The sequence below is a fragment of the Aquisalimonas sp. APHAB1-3 genome (assembly GCF_048323695.1).
Lineage (GTDB): Bacteria > Pseudomonadota > Gammaproteobacteria > Nitrococcales > Aquisalimonadaceae > Aquisalimonas.
The window spans coordinates 478,940-498,122 of the sequence record NZ_JBLWFT010000001.1; the positions used below are offsets into that span (position 1 = coordinate 478,940).

Here is a 19,183-nt window from a genome sequence, read left to right on the forward strand (position 1 = left end):
TGAGTGAACGTGGATACCGAATTTCCCAGAATCAAGCGACTGCCGCCTTACGTTTTCAACATCGTCAATCAGTTGAAGGCGGAAGCGCGTGCGCGTGGTGAGGATATTGTCGATTTCGGCATGGGCAACCCGGATCAGCCCACGCCGAAGCACATCGTGGATAAGCTGACCGAGGCCGCGCAGCGGCCCGACACCCACAGGTATTCGGTGTCCCGCGGCATTCCCCGCCTCCGGCGCGCCATCTGCAACTGGTACGCGGACCGTTTCAATGTAAGCCTGGATCCGGAAAGCGAGGCCATTGTCACCATCGGCTCCAAGGAGGGGCTGGCCCATCTGGCCCTGGCAACCCTGGACGCCGGCGACACCGTGCTGGTGCCGAACCCGGCGTATCCCATTCATCCGTATGGTGTGGTCATCGCCGGTGGTGATATCCGCCACGTCCCGCTGGTGCCGGGTGTTGATTTCTTTGCGGAACTGGAGCGCGCCATCCGTGAGAGCTGGCCGCGGCCGAAGATGCTGGTGCTCAACTTTCCCGGCAATCCCACCGGCCAGTGCGTTGATCTGGAGTTCTTCGAGAACGTGGTGGCGATCTGCCGGGAGCATGGCATCTGGATCGTGCACGATATCGCCTATGCCGAGATTGTCTTCGACGGCTATCAGGCGCCCTCGATTCTGCAGGTCCCCGGTGCCAAGGATGTGGCCGTGGAATGCTACTCGCTGTCCAAGTCCTACAACATGCCGGGATGGCGGGTCGGTTTCGTGTGCGGCAATGCGGAGCTCATCGCCGCCCTTGCAAGGATGAAGTCCTACCTGGATTACGGTATGTTCACGCCCATTCAGGTGGCGGCCATTGCCGCGCTGGAGGGCCCGCAGGACTGCGTCGACGAGATCCGGGAGACCTACCGGCGCCGCCGGGACGTTCTCTGCGACGGGCTGGACGCCCTGGGCTGGCCAGTGGATAAGCCACGGGGCACCATGTTCGTCTGGGCCCGGATACCGGAGCGATACCGGGCCATGGGGTCCCTGGAATTCGCCAAGAAGCTGTTGCGCGATGCGAAGGTTGCCGTCTCGCCGGGGGTTGGATTCGGCGAGTATGGCGACGATCATGTGCGCTTCGGACTGATCGAGAATGAACATCGGACCCGCCAGGCGCTCCGGGGCATCAAGGCGATGTTCCGCCGTGACGCCGAGGCGGGGGAGGTAAGTGCGTGACTGCTGTAAAAGTTGGCCTGCTCGGCCTCGGGACCGTGGGTGCCGGGACCATCAATCTCCTGGAACGGAATAACGACGAGATCGCCCGTCGCGCCGGCCGCGGTATCGAGGTGGTTGCAGCTGCCGCGCGCAACCTCGATCGGCCCCGGGGCTGCTCCACCAAGGGGATTCGCCTGACCACGGATCCGTTCGAGGTCGTCAACGACCCGGAAACCGAGATCATCGTCGAGTTGATCGGTGGTTACGAGCCGGCGCGGGAGTTGGTGATCCAGGCGCTCAAGAACGGCAAGCACGTGGTTACGGCCAACAAGGCGTTGATCGCCCTGCACGGAAACGAGATCTTCGGCCATGCTCGGGACAACGGCGTCACGGTGGCATTTGAAGCCGCGGTGGCCGGTGGTATTCCCATCATCAAGAGCATCCGCGAGGGGCTGGCGGGCAACCGCATCGAATGGCTGGCCGGCATCATCAACGGCACCGCCAACTTCATCCTCTCGGAGATGTACTACGAGGGGCGGCAGTTCGGCGACGTACTGGCCGAAGCGCAGCGCCTCGGGTACGCTGAAGCCGACCCCACGTTCGACGTGGAAGGCGTGGATGCGGCTCACAAGCTGACCATTCTTGCCTCCATCGCTTTCGGTATTCCGTTGCAGTTCGACAAGGTGCATGTGGAGGGGATTACCCACATCAGCCGCGAGGATGTGGCCTATGCCGAGGAGCTGGGCTACCGGATCAAGCATCTGGGGATCTGTCGCCAGACCGACGAAGGCATCGAACTGCGCGTGCATCCCACGCTGCTGCCGTCACGCCAGCTGCTATCCAGTGTGGACGGGGTCATGAACGCCGTGATGGTCATGGCCGATGCCGTGGGGCCGACTCTTTATTATGGCGCAGGCGCCGGCGCGGAGGCCACCGCCTCGGCGGTGGTGGCCGACCTGGTGGACGTGGTGCGCGAATTCGAGCTGGATCCGGTGAATCGGGTTCCCTACCTGGCGTTCCAGTCCACTGCGCTGTCGGACAAGCCGGTGCTTCCGGTATCCAACATTGTCACGGCCTACTACCTGCGGATGGAGGTCGCGGATCAGCCCGGTGTGCTGGCGGATATCACCCGTATTCTCGGCGAAGCCGGCATCAGCATTGAGGCCATCCTGCAGAAGGAGCCCGCGCCGGGTGCCGAGCACGTTCCTGTCATCCTGTTGACCCATCCCGTGCGCGAGCGGCAGATGGATGAAGCGCAGGAGCGTATGGAAGCGCTGGAGGCTGTGCAGGGGCGCATTACACGTATTCGCCAGGAACAGTTGCAGTAACCGCCGGAGAATCCCGGCCGCACCCAGGGAAGCAGACAATGCCTTTTCGAACGCGTTATACCGGCCTCATCGCCAAGTACCGTGACCGCCTGCCGGTGAGCGATGACGCTCGCCCAATCAGCCTCGGCGAGGGGAATACGCCGCTCATCCGGCTGAACAACATCCCCAAGGATCTGGGCTGCGACGTCGATTTGTACGTCAAGTATGAAGGGCTCAACCCCACCGGCTCGTTCAAGGACCGGGGGATGACCATGGCGGTGACCCGGGCGCTGGAAGAGGGCAGCCAGGCCATCATCTGCGCATCCACCGGGAACACCTCCGCGTCTGCCGCCGCATACGCCGCCAGGGCCGGGATGAAGGCGTTCGTGCTGATCCCCGATGGCAAGATCGCCATGGGCAAACTGGCCCAGGCCATCATGCACGGTGCCGAGGTGCTACAGATCGCCGGCAACTTCGACGCCGGCATGCGGATCGTCAAGGACATGGCCGATCACGCCCCGGTGACCATCGTCAACTCCATCAACCCGTACCGCCTGCAGGGGCAGAAGACGGCGGCTTTCGAGATTGTCGAGGAATTGGAGCGCGCACCGGACTACCACTGCCTGCCGGTGGGTAACGCGGGCAACATCACCGCGCACTGGATCGGTTACTGCGAATCCGCAGGCCGCCGCAGTGATCACCTGACGGATGCCTGCTCGTTCTGCCATGGCCAGTGCCGGTACGCCAGCGCCATCGTCGGTGATCGCCCGACCATGGTGGGCTACCAGGCCAGTGGCTCCGCGCCGTTTCTGCGTGGTGAAATGATCGAAGATCCGGACACCGTGGCCACGGCCATCCGGATCGGGCACCCGCAATCCTGGGATTACGCCTGGAAGGCCAGCCAGGAGTCCGGTGGCTGGTTCGACGAGTGCACCGATGAAGAGATCCTCGAGGCGCAGCGCTGGCTGGCTGCGCGGGAAGGGGTGTTCTGTGAGCCGGCGTCGGCGGCATCCGTGGCCGGCGCCATGCGCGACATCCGCAGCGGCAAGATCCCCGAGGGCAGCACTGTCGTCTGCACGCTCACGGGTCACGGCCTGAAGGATCCGGATATCGCCATCCAGCAGTCGGCCAACGCCATCACCACCATTCCCGCGGAACTGGACGCTGTCCGCAGCGCCATTCTTGATCGGCTGTAAACCCGGGGCGCCACGGGTTGCCGTGGCGCCCCGGGACGGAGGCTGACAGCGTATGGCCGAGTCGGTGCTCTATCTTCGTTTGCCGGGATTGCTCGGGCCATTGCCGGCGGATGCAGTCAATCTCATTGCGTCCGACGCGCCGTTGGAGCGGTTTGCCGGGTTTCTCTCCCGCGGGCGGCGGCAACGCTCCAAGCGGCACCAGCCTTTGATCGCCCCGGGGTTCACCCTGGCTCCGTCCTCGGAGCGGCCGCCCGTGGGGCCGCTCAGTTTTCTCGGCGATGGCGGGGACCCGGGGGCCGGGTACTGGCTGCGGGCGGATCCCGTGCAGCTCGTGGCTGACCGGGATCAGGTCCGGTTGCTTGGCCCGAATACCCTGGCTCTGCAGGCGCACGAAGCCGACCGCCTTGTGCGGGATTTCAACGCGTTTTTCGGCGGCGACGGTATCGAACTCCACATCGGTGCGCCGGGACGCTGGTATCTGCGCTGCACCGCCACGCCCGACCTGGAGACCACGCCGCTTCACTGTGTGCTCGGGGGGTCCGTGGATGCGGCGCTGCCCACGGGCGACGATGCAGCGACGTGGCGGGCGCGGCTTAACGAGATCCAGATGTTTTTCCACGCGCACCCGGTCAATCAGGAGCGGGAGATGCACGGGATGGCGCCGGTCAACGGGATCTGGCCCTGGGGCGGGGGCCACCTGCCGGAAGTGAGCAGTCGCTGGGCCCGGGTATTCAGCGACGATCCACTGGTGACAGGGCTCGGCCTTCGTGCCGGCGTCATGGTGAGCGGCTGGCCTGCGTGCCCGGATGAGTCCCTGGTCGCGGGCGAGGGCGATACGCTGTTCGCGGGCGCGATGCCGGTGGTGAGCGATGGCGAGACCTTTCAGGAGTGGGAGGCCGCGCTGTCGGGGATTGCCGGCGGCTGGACGCCCGTTCTCGACAGGGCGCTCGCCGCAGGGGCGTGTGATGCGGTGCAGATCGATACCGGTGCTGCCGGTGTCTGGACCATTCGTCGCCGGGATCGCTGGGCATTCTGGCGGCGGTCCCGATCCCTGGCGCGGCTGCTGTTGACGGAATGATGCACGGACGGGTCATTCGCAGGCGCACCGTGGATGCCGACGACGTCGAGCGGATCGATGGAGTGCATCCCGTGCTGCGGCGCGTTTATGCCGCCCGTGGTATCCGCAGCGCCGCCGAACTCGACACGGAACTGGGCAGACTCGCGTCGCCAACGGCGCTTTCCGGTCTGGATGCTGCTGTCCAGGTGCTCGCCACGGCGGTGACCCGTGGCCAGCGAGTCCTCATTGTCGGCGATTTCGATGCGGACGGCGCATCCAGCTGCGCCGTGGCGATGCTCGCGCTGCAGGACATGGGTGCCGCGGCGGTGGATTTCCTGGTGCCGAACCGATTCGAGTTCGGCTACGGCCTCAGCCCGGAGATCGTCACCGAGGCGCTCAAGCGCCGTCCAGATGTGATCATCACCGTCGACAACGGGGTCTCCAGCATCGATGGTGTGGCCGCGGCCCGGGACGCAGGGGTCCGGGTGGTGGTCACCGATCACCACTTGCCCCCAGAGCATCTGCCGGCCGCCGACGCACTGGTCAATCCGAATCTTCCCGGTGATGCCTTCCCGAGCAAATACCTCGCCGGCGTGGGCGTGATTTTCTATGTGCTCGCGGCGCTGCGCCAGCATTTGCGTGACGCGGGCTGGTTCGGCAGTCGGCCGGAGCCCCGCATGGCGGATTACCTGGACCTGGTTGCCCTGGGCACGGTGGCGGACGTGGTGCCGCTCGATCACAACAACCGGGTGCTCGTGGAACAGGGGCTGCGGCGCATTCGTGCCGGCCGTTGTCGCCCCGGCATCCGCGCGCTTCTGGATATCGCCGGCCGGTCGGGGGATGCGTGCACTGCCGGTGATCTCGGCTTCGCAGTGGGCCCCCGCCTGAATGCTGCGGGACGCCTGGATGACATGGCGGTCGGAATCCAGTGCCTGCTGTCCGCAACGGTCAGTGATGCAAACCGGCATGCCCAGCGCCTGGAGGCGCTCAATCGCCGCCGTCAGCATATCGAGGCGCAGATGGAGGCCGAAGCCGTCGCGGCAGTGGATGACCTCAGCCGCTCGCTGGATACGGAGCAGGGCCCCCCGACAGCCATCTGTGTCGCGGACCCGGGATGGCACCAGGGCGTTGTCGGGATTGTTGCGTCGCGACTGAAGGAGCGCTTTCATCGACCAGTGATCGCCTTCGCACCGGTTGGCAACGGCGAATTGAAAGGCTCCGGGCGCTCTGTCGGCGGACTGCACCTGCGCGATGCTCTGGAGCAGGTGGCAACCCGGCAGCCAGGCCTTATCCGCCGGTTCGGTGGCCATGCCGCCGCGGCTGGCCTGAGCCTGGACGAAGCTCTGCTGACGGCCTTCCGTGAGCACTTCCAGGCCGTGGTGGACGCGCGTCTGGGTGATGGCGCGCTTGATGGCGTGTGTCTTACTGACGGCGCACTGGCGCCCGCCGATCTGACCTTGGAGATGGCCCGGGCGATCCGCCACGGCGGCCCCTGGGGCCAGGAGTTTGCCGAGCCGCGTTTCGACGGTGTGTTCGAAGTCGTGGGCGCCCGGGTGGTGGGGGAGCGTCACCTGAAGCTCCGTTTGCGTCCCGAGGGTGGACGGGAAGCTGTCGACGCAATCGCTTTCCGTGCCGTCGATGCGGGGTGGGGGGAAGACCTTGATGGTCACGTACACGCTGCGTATCGACTCGAGGTCAACACCTGGCGGGGACGCGAGTCGTTGCAGCTGATCGTGGAACAGTTGCAGCGCGCGGGAGTGTGACCCGGCTGGCAGATTCGTCCGCGGGGGCGTGGTTTTGACCGCGGCTTGGTTTAGCATGTCGGAGCAGGGCGCTGGCGGAACTACACGGCCAGCAAGCTCAGGCAACACGGCCGGTGGTGAATGACAGAGCGTGGAACGGACGACTCCGCTCTCGAAGGGGCGGGGGCGATTGGCGAAGGAATCGAATCGGCGCTGGCCGACGAGCGCTGCGATTTCCTGCGCGTGATCGCCGACCTCGCGAGTCGTTTCATCAGTGTGCAGGCGTCCGACGTCGGCTCTGAGATCGATCGTGCGCTACGCGATATCGCAACGCTGGCCGAGGTGGATCGGGCGTACCTGATTCAGCGCGAGGCCAACGCCGACGGACTGCGGTGTACACACGAGTGGTCATCGGAATACGTCCACCCCACCCGCCATCGGTTGCAGCCTTTGCCCGGCGACACCTTTCGGTGGGTTTCCGGCGAGCTTGATGCCGGGCGCATCGTCAATATCCCCGATGTGCGGCGGATGCCTCCCGATGCGAAACGGGACCGTGAGGTTCTGGAGTCGCATCAGGTGCGCGCTGTCCTGATCTGCCCATTGATCGTCAATGGACAGCGGATCGGTTCCGTTGGATTTGATATGGCACGGTGGGCCAGAGAGTGGACCACCGACCTGGAGCTGTTGCTGTCCTTGACTGGAAAGATGATTCTGGGGGTTCTCAAACGCCAGGAGATGGACCAGTCCCTGATCGTCAGTCGACAACGCTATCAGGACCTCATTGAGAACTCCGCCGAGGCGATCATTGTGCTCGACCTGGCGACCAACCGCATCGTGGATGGTAATGGCAACACTACCCGGTTGTTCGGCGTCGACCGCGACGAGCTGACCGGGGTGAATCCGGAGCGCTTTCTTCCGCCACGCCAGCCGGACGGCAGCGATTCCCGTCGACGGGCGCGAGAAGTCATCCGTCGCTGTCTGGATGGTGAGCGCGTGGTCCTTGACTGGTCTTTCCAGGATCAGGGCGGCCAGGAAATCGCCTGTGAGGTCCGCGCCGTCTCCCTGCCGGCGAGTGACGGTCAGCGTATCCGTCTGTCCGTTCTCGACGTCAGTGACCGCAAGAAGGTCGAGCGCGAACAGATGAATTACCTGCGCCGGACCCGGGAGCAGCACCTGCGCCTGGGGCAGCTGGCGACCAGCCGTGCGCTCGCGGATGGCGATCTCAAGGCTATCTACGAGGAAGTCACCGCGGCGGTGCAGATGGTACTGCGGGTTGAGCGGGTGAGTGTCTGGCTGTTCAACACCGCCCATGATGCCCTGTACTGCGCCTGTCTGCGTGCGTTCCGCGGGCAGGTCGAAACCGACGATTTCGTGATCAGTACCGACGCCAACCGTGGTTATCTGACGGGGCTTCAGAGCGGGCGCGCGGTGGCAGTGGAGTGCACCGAGCGGGATGCCCGTGTCGCAGGGCTGCGGGAGACCTATCTGCGGCCCCGTGGCATCACGGCGATGATCGATGCGCCGATCCGTGTCTCTGGCCGGATGGTCGGGATCGTCTGTGTGGAGAAGGTCGACGGCGAGCGTGCGTGGCAGCTGGATGAAGTGGGTTTTGTCGGCGCCATGGCGGACCAGCTCGCGCAGGCGCTGATCAATGCCGAGCGGGCGGAAGCCGCAGCGGCTCTGCGGCAGAGCGAGCAGCGGTACCGTGCGCTCTACGATGACAACCCCTCCATGTTCTTTACGGTCGACGAAGCGGGGTTCATCCAGTCGGTGAACCGGTTTGCCGCTCGTACGCTCGGTTTCGGGATCGAGGATCTGGTGGGGCTGCCCTTCGACGTGCTTCACAATGGCGACGCCGCGCCGGAGGTTGACGACAACCTACAGGAATGTGTCAGCTCACCGGGTCGGGTGCACCGCTGGGATTCACAGCTGCGCCGGCGGGACGGCGCTGTCATCTGGGTCAGAGTGAGTGCCCGGGCGCAGGCGGACGCCGCAGGCGCGCTGCCGGTGCTGGTGGTCTGCGAAGACATCACCGAGGCGCGCAAACTCTCGGAAGAGCTCAGTTACCAGGCGAGTCACGACGCCCTCACGGGGCTATTCAACCGCCGGGAGTTCGAGCAGCGCCTGCGGGCGCTACTGGAGCAGGTGCGGGACCGTGATGCCGAGCACGTGCTGTGTTACCTGGATCTGGACCAGTTCAAGGTCATCAATGATACCTGCGGGCACATGGCCGGTGACGAGCTACTCCGCCAGTTGAGCACCATGCTGCGGGAGAAGATCGGCGAGAACGACCTGCTGGCCAGGCTGGGGGGCGATGAGTTCGGTGTGTTGCTGGAAGACCGTGATGAGGCCAGCGCGCACGCGGTGGCCGACGACATGCGCCGCGCAATCGGCGATTTTCACTTCAGCTGGGGCGGGCGCAACTTTGGCCTCGGGGTGAGTATCGGGTTGGTGCCGATACTGCGTACGGCGGGCACCCTGCACGACATCATGAGTGTCGCCGACACGGCCTGTTACGCCGCCAAGGACCAGGGGCGAAACCGCATCCACGTCTACCGGGAGGATGACGCCGAACTGGCGCGCCGCCACGGGGAGATGGAGTGGGTGAGTGGTATACGGGAGGCGCTGTCGGAAGACCGTTTCCGGCTTTACTACCAGCCTATTGTCCCCCTGCAGGGTGACACCGCTGAGGTGCACTACGAACTGCTTCTGCGGATGGAAGGTGATAGTGGTGCGCTGACCATGCCCTCGGCATTTCTGCCCGCCGCCGAGCGTTTCAACCTCATTCCCGGAGTCGACCGCTGGGTGGTCGACCGGGCGTTGTCCTGGCTGGAGGCGCGTCCGGGGCACATGGATGTGCTGAGTACCTGCGCCATCAACCTGTCCGGTCTATCCCTTGGCGAGGAGGATTTCCTGGGCTGGATCCTCTCCCGCCTGGACGCCGCTCGGATAGATCCGGGCAAGATCTGCTTCGAGATCACTGAAACCGCCGCCATCCGGAATCTCTCCGTGGCGACCGACTTCATGCGACGGCTGCGGCAGCTTGGCTGCCGGTTTGCGCTGGATGACTTCGGCAGCGGGCTGTCGTCATTCGGCTATCTGAAGAATCTGCCTGTGGACTCGATCAAGATCGACGGAGTCTTCGTGAAAGACATGGTGGCGGATCCGGTCAGCCGCGCCCTCGTAAAGTCGATCAACGAAATTGGCCATGTCATGGACAAGCGAACCGTGGCGGAGTTCGTGCAGAGTGACGCCTTGCGACGGGCCCTCACTGAAATCGGGGTGGATTACGCTCAGGGGTTCGGTATCGCCATGCCTCGCCCGATGGTCGAAATGGACCACCAGTCCGGCTGGGTGTTCAGCAGCCACTGATCCCGGCGCGCCTGAGCGTACGCGCCGGGGCAGTGGGCCGGTGAGCGTCAGTCGTCGGTGCTCAGTCCCCAGCGCTGGGCGGTCTGCGGTTCGTGTTTCAGCAGGTAGAAATCCGCCAGAATCTCCGTGCTGACGTCCAGTACGGTGTCCGGACCGTCCTCACGCTCGAGATCGTCGATGCTATCCAGCGGTTCCAGGCCCTGAATCTCCCGGTGCTCGTTCGCCTTGCGCAGGCGTGCTTCGTTGCGCGCCTCGCGCTCCTGTTCCCGAACACCCCGGTTCAGGGAGACCTCGGTGCGGTTGCGTGCCTCCCGAATCTGCTCCAGTTCGTCCAGCCACGCGTTGTAGGCCTGGTGATCGGCAACCCGGTGGTCGTGCCGCTCCTTGAGCAGGGGCAGTAGATTGCCCGGCTCGTCAAGGCGGGTGAAATCCACCGGTTCGATCTCGTCCCAGGGCAGCGGGTTGTCGGCCGCGCCTTCGCCAAGCTCGTCGTCGTCGAAGGCGGACGGGAAACCGATGTCCGGGATCACGCCCTTCTTCTGCGTGCTGCTGCCGGTGACTCGGTAGAACTTGGCAATGGTCATCTTCAGGCGGCCCGTCTCGGCCGTGGGATCGTTGCTGAAGCGGCTCAGGTCGACCATGGTCTGCACCGTTCCCTTGCCGAAGGTCTGCTCGCCGAGCACGATCCCGCGACCGTAGTCCTGCATGGCGCCGGCGAAGATCTCTGATGCCGATGCGCTTTGACGGTCGACCATGACCGCAAGTGGCCCCTCGTAGGCGGTCTCCCGGTCCTGGTCGCGCATGATCTCGGTCTGGCCGTCGCTACGGCGGATCTGCACCACCGGTCCCCCGGGCATGAACAGCCCGGTCATGTCCACGGCTTCCTGTAGTGAGCCGCCGGAGTTGCCGCGCAGGTCAATGATCAGCCCGTCGACCCCTTCCTCCTTGAGTTCATCGAGCAGGCGACGCACGTCGCGTGTGGTGCTGCGATAGTCGTCGTCACCGGCCTGGGCAGCGGCAAAGTCGGTGTAGAAGGTCGGAATCGTGATCACGCCGATACGGTGCGTCCCATCATCCCGTTCGATTTCCCGAACCTCCTTCTGCGCGGCCTGCTCTTCAAGCGCGATTTCGTTGCGCTCCAGCGTTACGGTGCGGGGCGCGGAATCGGAGTCATCGCCGGGCATGATCCGCAGGCGCACGGTGGACTCCTTTGGTCCGCGGATGCGATCCACGACGTCCTGCAGCCGCCAGCCGACCACGTCCACCATCTCCTCGTCTTCCTCGGCGACCCCGATGATGCGATCGCCCGCGGAGAGTTCGCCGCTCTGGTCAGCCGGGCCGCCGGGCACGAGTTCCATGATCTCGGTGAAGTCGCGGCGAGTCCGCAGCATCGCCCCAATGCCTTCCAGCGACAGCTGCATCTGGATGTCGAACTCTTCCGAGTTGCGCGGCGAGAGGTAGTTGGTGTGAGGATCGAATGAACGGGACCAGGCGCCCATATAGTTTTCGAAGATCTCCTCCGAATCCGAGCGCTCCATGTTATCCGCGACGTTCTTGTAACGGCTCCGGAGCAGTTCCATGGTCTGCTCTTCGTCTTCTCCGCCTAGGAGCATGGTGAGGGCGTCGTTTTTGATGCGCTGCCGCCAGAGCCCGTCAAGCGCCTCGTCGTCGGCAGCCCAGTCTTCCTCGAAACGGTTCAACTCCAGTGTCTGGTCCGTGTCGAAGTCGATGCCGCCGTCGAGTACGTCGTGCGCAAACTCCGCCCGCTCGATGGCGCGCCGCTTGAGGCGGTCATAGATCCGGTAGGCCAGATCGATGTCCCCCTCCATGAGCATGTCATCCAGGTCGTGGCGGTGATTGCGGAACTCATCGACGTCCTTCTGAGTGAAGTAGTAGCGCTCGGGGTCGAGAACATCCAGGTAAGTATCGAGTACCCGCTCGGAGAGTTCGTCGTCAATGGAGAGTTCGCCGAAGTGCTGATGCGCCAGCAGTCTCGCAATCAGGCGCGCCGTTTCCGGGTGGCTGCTGGAGGGTTCGACATAGCCGTTGCTGTCGGTGTCCGCCCAGCTCGCGCTCAGGCCGCCGGCCAGCATGAGCGCCATGGCCGGGATCAGGATGCGGCGTAGCAGTGAGTTCAGCATTGTATTACCTATCATTCAGGGCACGTATCCGAGTATTGGTCAGGAGGCCAGGCTCTTCGTAATCACTTCCTGCAGGTCTTTCGACAGCTTAGGCGCATTTCCGATCCGTTCCAATTGTTCAAACATGCGGCCGGCCCTAGCTGGATCCAGCCGGCGCCAGCGGGCCAGGGGCAGCACCAGGCGCGCGGCGACCTGCGGGTTCATGGCGTTGAGCTTGATCACGTGGTCGGCCAGCAGTTGGTACCCCGCGCCATCGGCCCGGTGGAAGGCGGCCGGGTTGGACTGACTGAAGGCACCCAACAGGGCGCGCACCCGGTTCGGGTTGCGGATGTCGAACCCGGGGTGGTCGGTGAGCCGCCGAACCCGCTCGAGGGCGTCACGTTCCGTTGCGGTCGCCTGCAGGCGCAGCCACTTGTTGACCACCAGCGGTTCGTGCCGCCATTCATCGTAGAAAGCGGCGACAAGATCGTCCGCTGCGGTACCTCCATGCTCAATCACTACCTCCAGCGCGGCGAGACGGTCGCTCATGTGGGTGGCGCCGTGATACTGCCGGATGGCGAGTTCCAGCCCCTCCTGACCGGCTGCCCCGAGGTATGACAATGCCAGGTTTCGCAGGCGGCGGGCTGCCGCGCCGTTCACATCTGCGGCATTCGGGTCGCATTCGGTGTGGATGGCACGCCACGCCCCGGCGAAGGCGGTGCCGAACCGGGTTCTCAGGGATTCGCGCGCCGAATGGATCCCGTCCACGTCCGCGATGGCCTGCTGCTCCGCGATGTAGTCCTCACCGGGCAGGGTGAGGACCTCCGCGACGAAGGCCGGATCCGTCTGCCAGCGTGACAGGACGCGGTCCACGGCGTCCCGGAGCGCTTCGGAGAGGTCCGGCGCGTGGTTGTGTTCCACGCTGGAGAGCAGCGCATCGAGCAGCAGTCGCTGCCCAGCGTCCCACCGGTTGACGGGATCAGGGTCGTGGGCGAGCAGCGTCACCAGCTCGGCCGGGGTGTGGGGGTAGTCGAGCAGCGCGGGCGCCGAGAGGCCGCGCAACAGGCTTGGAACCGGCTCCTCCGGAACATCCTCGAAAACCAGTTCCATGCTGGTGTCCCGGAGGGCGACAACGCGCTCCAGCGGCGTCGTTCCGGTGTCGTCGTGCAAGCGCAGTGGCAGTGGACGGCCGTCACCGCCGAGCAGCCCCAGCCGTACCGGGAGGTGCAAGGGGAGGGCGTGCGGTTGGCCGGGCATGGCGGGCGTGTGCTGGCTCAGCTGCAGGTGGTAGCGGCGGCCTGCGGAGTCGTAGTGCCCTCTGGCCCGGAGCACCGGCGTGCCGGCCTGGGTATACCAGCGGGCGAACTGATCCAGGTCCATGTGGTTGGCGTCCGCCATGGCGGCAAGAAAGTCCTCGCAGGTGACGGCCTCGCCGTCGTGGCGCCGGAAGTAGAGATCCATGCCGCGGCGGAAACCGTCGTCGCCCAGCAGCGTGTGGTACATGCGGATGACTTCCGCGCCCTTGTCGTACACGGTCGCGGTGTAGAAGTTGCTGATCTCCAGGTAGGACTCGGGCCGCACGGGGTGGGCCATGGGGCCGTCATCTTCCGGAAACTGGATGGACCGCAAAAGCCGCGTGTCCTGGATCCGCTTCACCGCCGGCGATCCCATGGCAGCGCAGAATTGCTGTTCGCGGAAGACCGTCAGGCCCTCCTTGAGACTGAGCTGGAACCAGTCCCGGCAGGTGACGCGGTTGCCGGTCCAGTTGTGGAAGTACTCGTGGGCCACCACGGCTTCCACGGTCTCGAAGTCGCCATCGGTGGAGATGGTCTCGTCGGCCAGCACGCAGACCGTGTTGAAGATGTTGAGTCCCTTGTTCTCCATGGCGCCCATGTTGAAGTCGTCCACCGCGACGATCATGTAGGTGTCCAGATCGTATTCCAGACCGTAGGTATCCTCGTCCCACCGCATGGCCTTGCGGAGGGAGCGCATGGCATGCGCCGTCTTGCCTGCGTTGGCGTGCTCCACATACAGGTGGAGCTGTATGGTGCGGCCGGAGCGTGTGGTGTAGTGCTCTTCATGCCGGTGGAGGTCACCCGCCACCAGCGCGAACAGGTAGGTGGGTTTTGGGTGCGGGTCATGCCACGTGGCCCAGTGGCGGCCGTCGGCAAGCATGCCGCAATCGACGCAGTTGCCGTTGGCCAGCAGCGCCGGGTAGCGTTCGGCATCGGCGATCAGCGTGACCGTGTAGGTCGTCATGACGTCGGGGCGATCGGGAAAGTACGTGATGCGTCGAAAGCCCTCGGGCTCGCACTGTGTGCAGAACAGCCCCCCGGAGCGGTACAGGCCGTCCAGCGCGGTGTTGTCCTGCGGGCGGATCACGGTCACGATCTCGACGATGGCGTGATCAGGCGGCGTCAGCAGCGTGAGGCTTTCGGCGTCAATCAGGCAGGCGTCTTCCGGCACCGGCGCGCCATCGACCCGCAGTGAGCGCAGTTCCAGGTGTCGGCCGTGCAGACGCAGAGGCTGTGCATCCTCGCCGGCGGGTACATTGGCACGCACTCGGAATCGGGACCGGACTTCTGTACAGGCGTCACCGAGTTCGAATGTGAGTTCCAGGGCATCCACCTGATGGGTTGGCGGCGTGTAGTCCCTGAGCCGAACCGGCTGCAATGACGTCATTGGCTTCCTCATCATCAGCGTAAAGCGTCCCTGCTGCGCGACAGACACTGCAGTCAGGCATGCAGAATGTCGGAATCGGCACGATAGCAGTACGGCCCGCTCCTGTCCCTTGCATCGTCCTGGAATTGCTACTATCTGCGCTTTCGAACGGATGGGGGTGGGCATTGAGTCACTCGGCGAACGAACAAAGGGGGGCGGCGGAGAGCAGGGCGCGGGACTTCTCGCTCTGGCAGCTGTTCGTGATGGTGTTCCTGCCCTTTGCGGCGGGGTATTTTCTGTCGTACCTGTTCCGCACGGTCAACGCGGTGATCGCCACGGATCTCGAACGCGACGTGGGCCTTTCCGCATCCGATCTCGGGCTGCTCACGGCGGCATACTTCCTCTCGTTTGCCCTGTTCCAGCTGCCGCTGGGGGTGCTGCTGGACCGGTACGGTCCGCGCCGCGTGGAGGCGGTGCTCCTCGTGATTGCGGGGGCGGGTTCCGTGCTGTTTGCGACGGGGGAGGGCATGGCCGAACTCAGCGTCGGGCGTGCGCTTATCGGCCTCGGCGTTTCTGCCTGTCTCATGGCCAGCTTCAAGGCGTTCAGCGCTTGGTTTCCGGCGGAACGACTTCCGCTGGTCAACGGCTGTCTGCTGGCGTTCGGCGGATTCGGTGCCATGGCCGCCACCACCCCCGTGGAAATGGCGCTGGGATGGACGGACTGGCGAACCATCTTCCTGGGGCTGGCCGTCGCCTGCGTGGTCACGGCCCTGGCGGTGTGGTTTGTCGTCCCGGATGAAGATCGGGATGCCCGCGGAGGCGGGCTCCGTGACCAGCTCGCCGGTCTGCGGCATGTCCTGACCAGTACCTACTTCTGGCGCATCGCGCCGTTGGCCATGCTTACCCAGGGTGGCTCGCTCGCCATCCAGGGGCTGTGGGCAGGGCCGTGGATGCGCGACGTTGCGGAAATGTCCCGGCAGGCTGTGGCAGACACGCTGCTTCTGATCGCACTCGCCATGGCCATCGGTTTCGCTGCCTGGGGCGTCATCAGCGACCGTCTCGTGCGCCGGGGAGTGCAGCCGGTACAGGTTCTGACACTGGGCGTCGCCCTGTTCCTGGCGTGCAAGCTGTTTCTCGTGCTGCAGCCGGAAGCGGGTGTGGTGCCGTTGTGGATGGCGTTCGCATTCTTCGGCACCTCGGGCACGCTGGTTTACGCCATGATCTCGCAGCAGTTTCCTGCCGCGCTCTCCGGCCGGGCCAACACGGCGGTGAATCTTGCTGTGTTCGCGGGCGCTTTCGTGTTGCAGTGGGGTATAGGGTTTGTGATCGAAGTCCGTGAGTTCCCTGATGGTGAGGGGTATGCTCCATCAGGATATGCGCTTGCATTCGGGGGTGTACTGGCCCTGCAGGTCGCAGCCTTTATCTGGTTTCTGCTGCCACGGCGGTACAAGGGGGTGACATGATGTTTGGATTTTTCGGTTTCGGGTCGTTTGCTGCCCTGGAGCAGCCGGAACTGGAGGTTGTCCATCGCGCTCCTGCCGCGGAGAACCGCCGCGACGCGCCGCCTCTGCTGTTCGTCCACGGCGCCTACGCCGGTGCCTGGTGCTGGGACGAGCACTTTCTGCCCTGGTTCGCGGAGCAGGGATTCGACGCCTACGCCGTAAGCCTGCGTGGTCACGGAACCAGCCATGGCCGGGATTCCCTGGATCAGGCTGGCGTGCGCGACTACGTGGCGGACGTCCATAACGTGGTCGAATCCATGGATCGCCGTCCGGTGATCATCGGCCACTCCATGGGCGGTATGGTGGTGCAGAAGTACCTGGAGCAGTACGAGGCGGCGGGTGCGGTGCTTATGGCGTCCGTGCCGCCGGGCGGGCTCAGCAGCTCCGTAATGCGTCTGATGACGTCCGATCCGCTGCTGTTCGCACAGATCTCCATGGTGCAGGGCGGCGCGCGCGAGCTGGTGGACACCGAAAACGCGGGTCGTGCGATTTTCTCCGATGATCTGGACCCGGTACTGCGGGACGGTTATGGGGCGCGCATGCAGAGCGAGTCGCAACGTGCCCTGATGGACATGACCTTCATGGATCTGCCGCGCCGCTGGCGCATGCACATCCCTCCCATGCTCGTGCTGGGCGCCGGTCGGGACGCGTTGTTCTCCATTAGTGAAGTCAAGCGTACGGCGCGTAACTACCGCGCGGATCTGCAGATCTATCCCGACATGGCCCACGCCATGATGCTGGAGACGGGCTGGTCGTTGCCGGCGCGGGCAATCCGCGACTGGATCATCGAGCGCGGCGATGAGCTCCTGACCGAAGCCGCCTGAGCGGCATCGACAACAGGCCTCAGCCGGCCGCCACCGCGGCCCGACGCTGCTGGCGCCGCGTGTCGCGGGCGATCGGGCCGTGCGGGTTGATCTGGTAGTAGCCCGAGAACTCCTTGAACGCGTTGAGTGCGTCTGCAATGGAGCGGTCTTCACGCACCTCGAACGCGTTGATGCCGACCCGGGACATGTACATGAGCTGATCCCGCAGCACATCCCCGACCGCGCGCAGCTCCCCCCCGTAACGGAACCGCTCCCTGAGGACGCGCGCATGGGAGTAGCAGCGCCCATCCTTGAATGCGGGAAAGTTCAGGGCGATCAGCGCGAAGTGTTCCAGATCGTCGACGATGTCGAGGAGGCTGGTGTCACCGTCGATGCGGATGCCAACGCGCCCGTCGTGGCGAAGCAGCGCATCCCGTTCCTGCTGCCAGCGGGCGAAGCCGACGATGATGTCCCCGGCGGGCAGGGCAGCGTCATCCGCCACGTGCTGCCAGTGGTCCTCGGCAATCGCGCCATCGCGAATGATCTTACGCATACGCCGCCTCCTTGAACGGTTTCACGCCAATGCGGCGGTAGGTATCCAGCAACGGTTCGTCACCTTCCCGGTGCTCCACGAAGGTGTGCAGAATCGACTCAAGGGTGTCGGCCACCTGGTCCTTGGGCACGGCCGGGCCGATCCGCTCGCCCATGCCGGCATCGTTGGACGAGGAGCCGCCCACGGTGATCTGGTAGAACTCCTGTCCCTTCTTGTCCACGCCGAGAATGCCGATGTGCCCCACGTGGTGGTGGCCACAGGCGTTCATGCAGCCGGACATGTTCAGGCGGATGTCGCCCAGGTCGTAGAGGTAGTCGATGTTGTCGAAGCGTTCGTTGATGTCCTTCGCCACGTCGATGGAACCGGCGTTGGCGAGGCTGCAGAAATCCAGCCCCGGACACGCGATCATGTCGGTCATCGTGCCGATGTTCGGCGTGGCGAGGTTGAGGTCGCGCAGCGCCTGCCAGAGGGCGTGGAGCTGGTCCTTGCGTACGTCGGCCAACACCAGGTTCTGGGTATGCGTCACGCGGACCTCGCCGAACCCGAAACGTTCCGCCAGGTCTGCAACCGCGTCCATCTGCCGGTCGGTCATGTCCCCGGGAGCGATGGCGGGTGCTTTCAGTGACAGGAAAACCGCACGGTAGCCATCCTGCCGGTGGGCCTCGGTGTTGTGTCGATGCCAGTTGGCGAACGCCCTGTCGGCATCAAGCTGCGCCTGCAGATCGCCTTCACCGGCATCGGTGTCGTAGGCCGGTGGCTGGAAAAAGCCGCGCATGTAGGCCACGTCCTCCTCTTCCAACTGCAGTTCCGGATCGTGACGCAGGTGCTGCCACTCGGCCTCCACCTGGTCACGGAAGGCCTCGATGCCCATGGCGCGGACCAGGATCTTGATGCGCGCCTTGTGCATGTTGTCCCGGCGGCCGTTCAGGTTGTACACCCGGAGAATGGCCTCCAGGTAGGAAATCAGCTCGCGCACGGGCACGAAATCGCTGATCCGCTCGCCGACAATGGGGGTTCGGCCGAGGCCGCCGCCCACGTAGACCTCGAAACCGAGCTCACCGGCATCATTGCGGACGATCTGCAGACCGATGTCGTGGACGCGGATGGCGGCGCGATCCTTGTCCGAGGCGCTGACGGCAATCTTGAACTTGCGCGGCAGATAGGAGAATTCGGGATGCAGCGTCGCCCACTGCCGGATCAGCTCGCAGTAAGGCCGCGGATCGGTCAGTTCGTCTGCCGCCACACCGGCCAGGTGGTCGGACGTGATGTTGCGAATGCAGTTGCCGCTGGTCTGCATGGCGTGCATCTCGACCTTTGCCAGATCGGCCAGGATGTCGGGCACGCGCTCCAGCTGGGGCCAGTTGTACTGGATATTCTGGCGCGTGGTGAAGTGGCCGAAGCCGCGATCGTATGTGCGCGCAATGTGGGCAAGCATGCGTAGCTGATCGCTGCTGAGAAGGCCGTATGGAATCGAGACCCGCAGCATCGGCGCATGGCGCTGGATGTACAGCCCGTTCATTAGCCGCAGGGGGCGGAATTCCTCCTCGTTCAGTTCACCCGCGAGGAAGCGCCGGGTCTGCCCCCGGAATTGCTCAACCCGTTCGTTGACCAGCGCCTGATCGAAACTGTCATACCTGTACATAGGATTCCGTCGTGTCCTCAAGGGGGCCGCCAAGTCT

The 19,183-nt window shown here is 64.7% G+C and carries 12 protein-coding genes; 8 read left to right on the plus strand and 4 right to left on the minus strand.

The window, feature by feature from the left end; translation table 11 throughout:
• The first annotated feature begins 9 nt into the window (after positions 1-9).
• From alaC to ACNSTU_RS02225, 6 genes are all read left to right on the plus strand, one after another.
• Positions 10-1,212 (plus strand): alanine transaminase, encoded by a 1,203-nt coding sequence (gene alaC, locus ACNSTU_RS02200; protein WP_290634938.1) that lies wholly within the window; start codon positions 10-12, stop codon positions 1,210-1,212.
• A complete protein-coding gene (locus ACNSTU_RS02205; RefSeq protein ID WP_290634936.1) occupies positions 1,209-2,519 on the plus strand; it encodes a homoserine dehydrogenase in 1,311 nt (436 codons plus the stop codon). The genes alaC and ACNSTU_RS02205 overlap by 4 nt, the downstream gene beginning before the upstream one ends.
• Positions 2,520-2,557: 38 nt before the next feature.
• Positions 2,558-3,694 carry a threonine synthase gene (gene thrC / locus ACNSTU_RS02210; protein WP_418212043.1) on the plus strand — a complete coding sequence of 379 codons (1,137 nt, stop codon included), beginning with the start codon at positions 2,558-2,560 and terminating at the stop codon, positions 3,692-3,694.
• Positions 3,695-3,746: 52 nt separating this feature from the next.
• On the plus strand, positions 3,747-4,772 hold the full coding sequence (locus ACNSTU_RS02215; RefSeq protein ID WP_290634932.1) for a hypothetical protein: 1,026 nt from the start codon (positions 3,747-3,749) through the stop codon (positions 4,770-4,772).
• Positions 4,769-6,514 carry a single-stranded-DNA-specific exonuclease RecJ gene (recJ, locus tag ACNSTU_RS02220; RefSeq protein WP_366925965.1) on the plus strand — a complete coding sequence of 582 codons (1,746 nt, stop codon included), beginning with the start codon at positions 4,769-4,771 and terminating at the stop codon, positions 6,512-6,514. Before ACNSTU_RS02215 ends, recJ begins: the two co-directional genes overlap by 4 nt.
• Positions 6,515-6,634: 120 nt before the next feature.
• Positions 6,635-9,865 (plus strand): EAL domain-containing protein, encoded by a 3,231-nt coding sequence (locus tag ACNSTU_RS02225; protein WP_418212044.1) that lies wholly within the window; start codon positions 6,635-6,637, stop codon positions 9,863-9,865.
• 47 nt (positions 9,866-9,912) lie between these two features.
• Here ACNSTU_RS02225 and ACNSTU_RS02230 read toward each other — a convergent pair whose 3' ends face one another.
• The gene (locus tag ACNSTU_RS02230; protein ID WP_418212045.1) at positions 9,913-12,021 is read right to left on the minus strand and encodes a carboxy terminal-processing peptidase; all 2,109 of its coding nucleotides are present in this window, start codon (positions 12,019-12,021) and stop codon (positions 9,913-9,915) included.
• Positions 12,022-12,045: 24 nt separating this feature from the next.
• Entirely contained in the window at positions 12,046-14,667 is a 2,622-nt protein-coding gene (pepN, locus tag ACNSTU_RS02235) for an aminopeptidase N (RefSeq protein ID WP_290635924.1), read from the minus strand.
• 164 nt (positions 14,668-14,831) lie between these two features.
• Here pepN and ACNSTU_RS02240 point away from each other — a divergent pair, with 164 nt between their 5' ends.
• Positions 14,832-16,109 (plus strand): MFS transporter, encoded by a 1,278-nt coding sequence (locus ACNSTU_RS02240; protein ID WP_290635922.1) that lies wholly within the window; start codon positions 14,832-14,834, stop codon positions 16,107-16,109.
• On the plus strand, positions 16,106-16,972 hold the full coding sequence (locus ACNSTU_RS02245) for an alpha/beta hydrolase (protein WP_290635920.1): 867 nt from the start codon (positions 16,106-16,108) through the stop codon (positions 16,970-16,972). Before ACNSTU_RS02240 ends, ACNSTU_RS02245 begins: the two co-directional genes overlap by 4 nt.
• A gap of 19 nt (positions 16,973-16,991) precedes the next feature.
• Here ACNSTU_RS02245 and ACNSTU_RS02250 read toward each other — a convergent pair whose 3' ends face one another.
• Positions 16,992-17,504: a DUF934 domain-containing protein gene (locus ACNSTU_RS02250; RefSeq protein WP_290635918.1), complete on the minus strand. Its 513-nt coding sequence runs from the start codon at positions 17,502-17,504 to the stop codon at positions 16,992-16,994.
• Positions 17,497-19,146: a nitrite/sulfite reductase gene (locus ACNSTU_RS02255; RefSeq protein WP_290636819.1), complete on the minus strand. Its 1,650-nt coding sequence runs from the start codon at positions 19,144-19,146 to the stop codon at positions 17,497-17,499. Before ACNSTU_RS02255 ends, ACNSTU_RS02250 begins: the two co-directional genes overlap by 8 nt.
• Between the last annotated feature and the right edge of the window lie 37 nt (positions 19,147-19,183).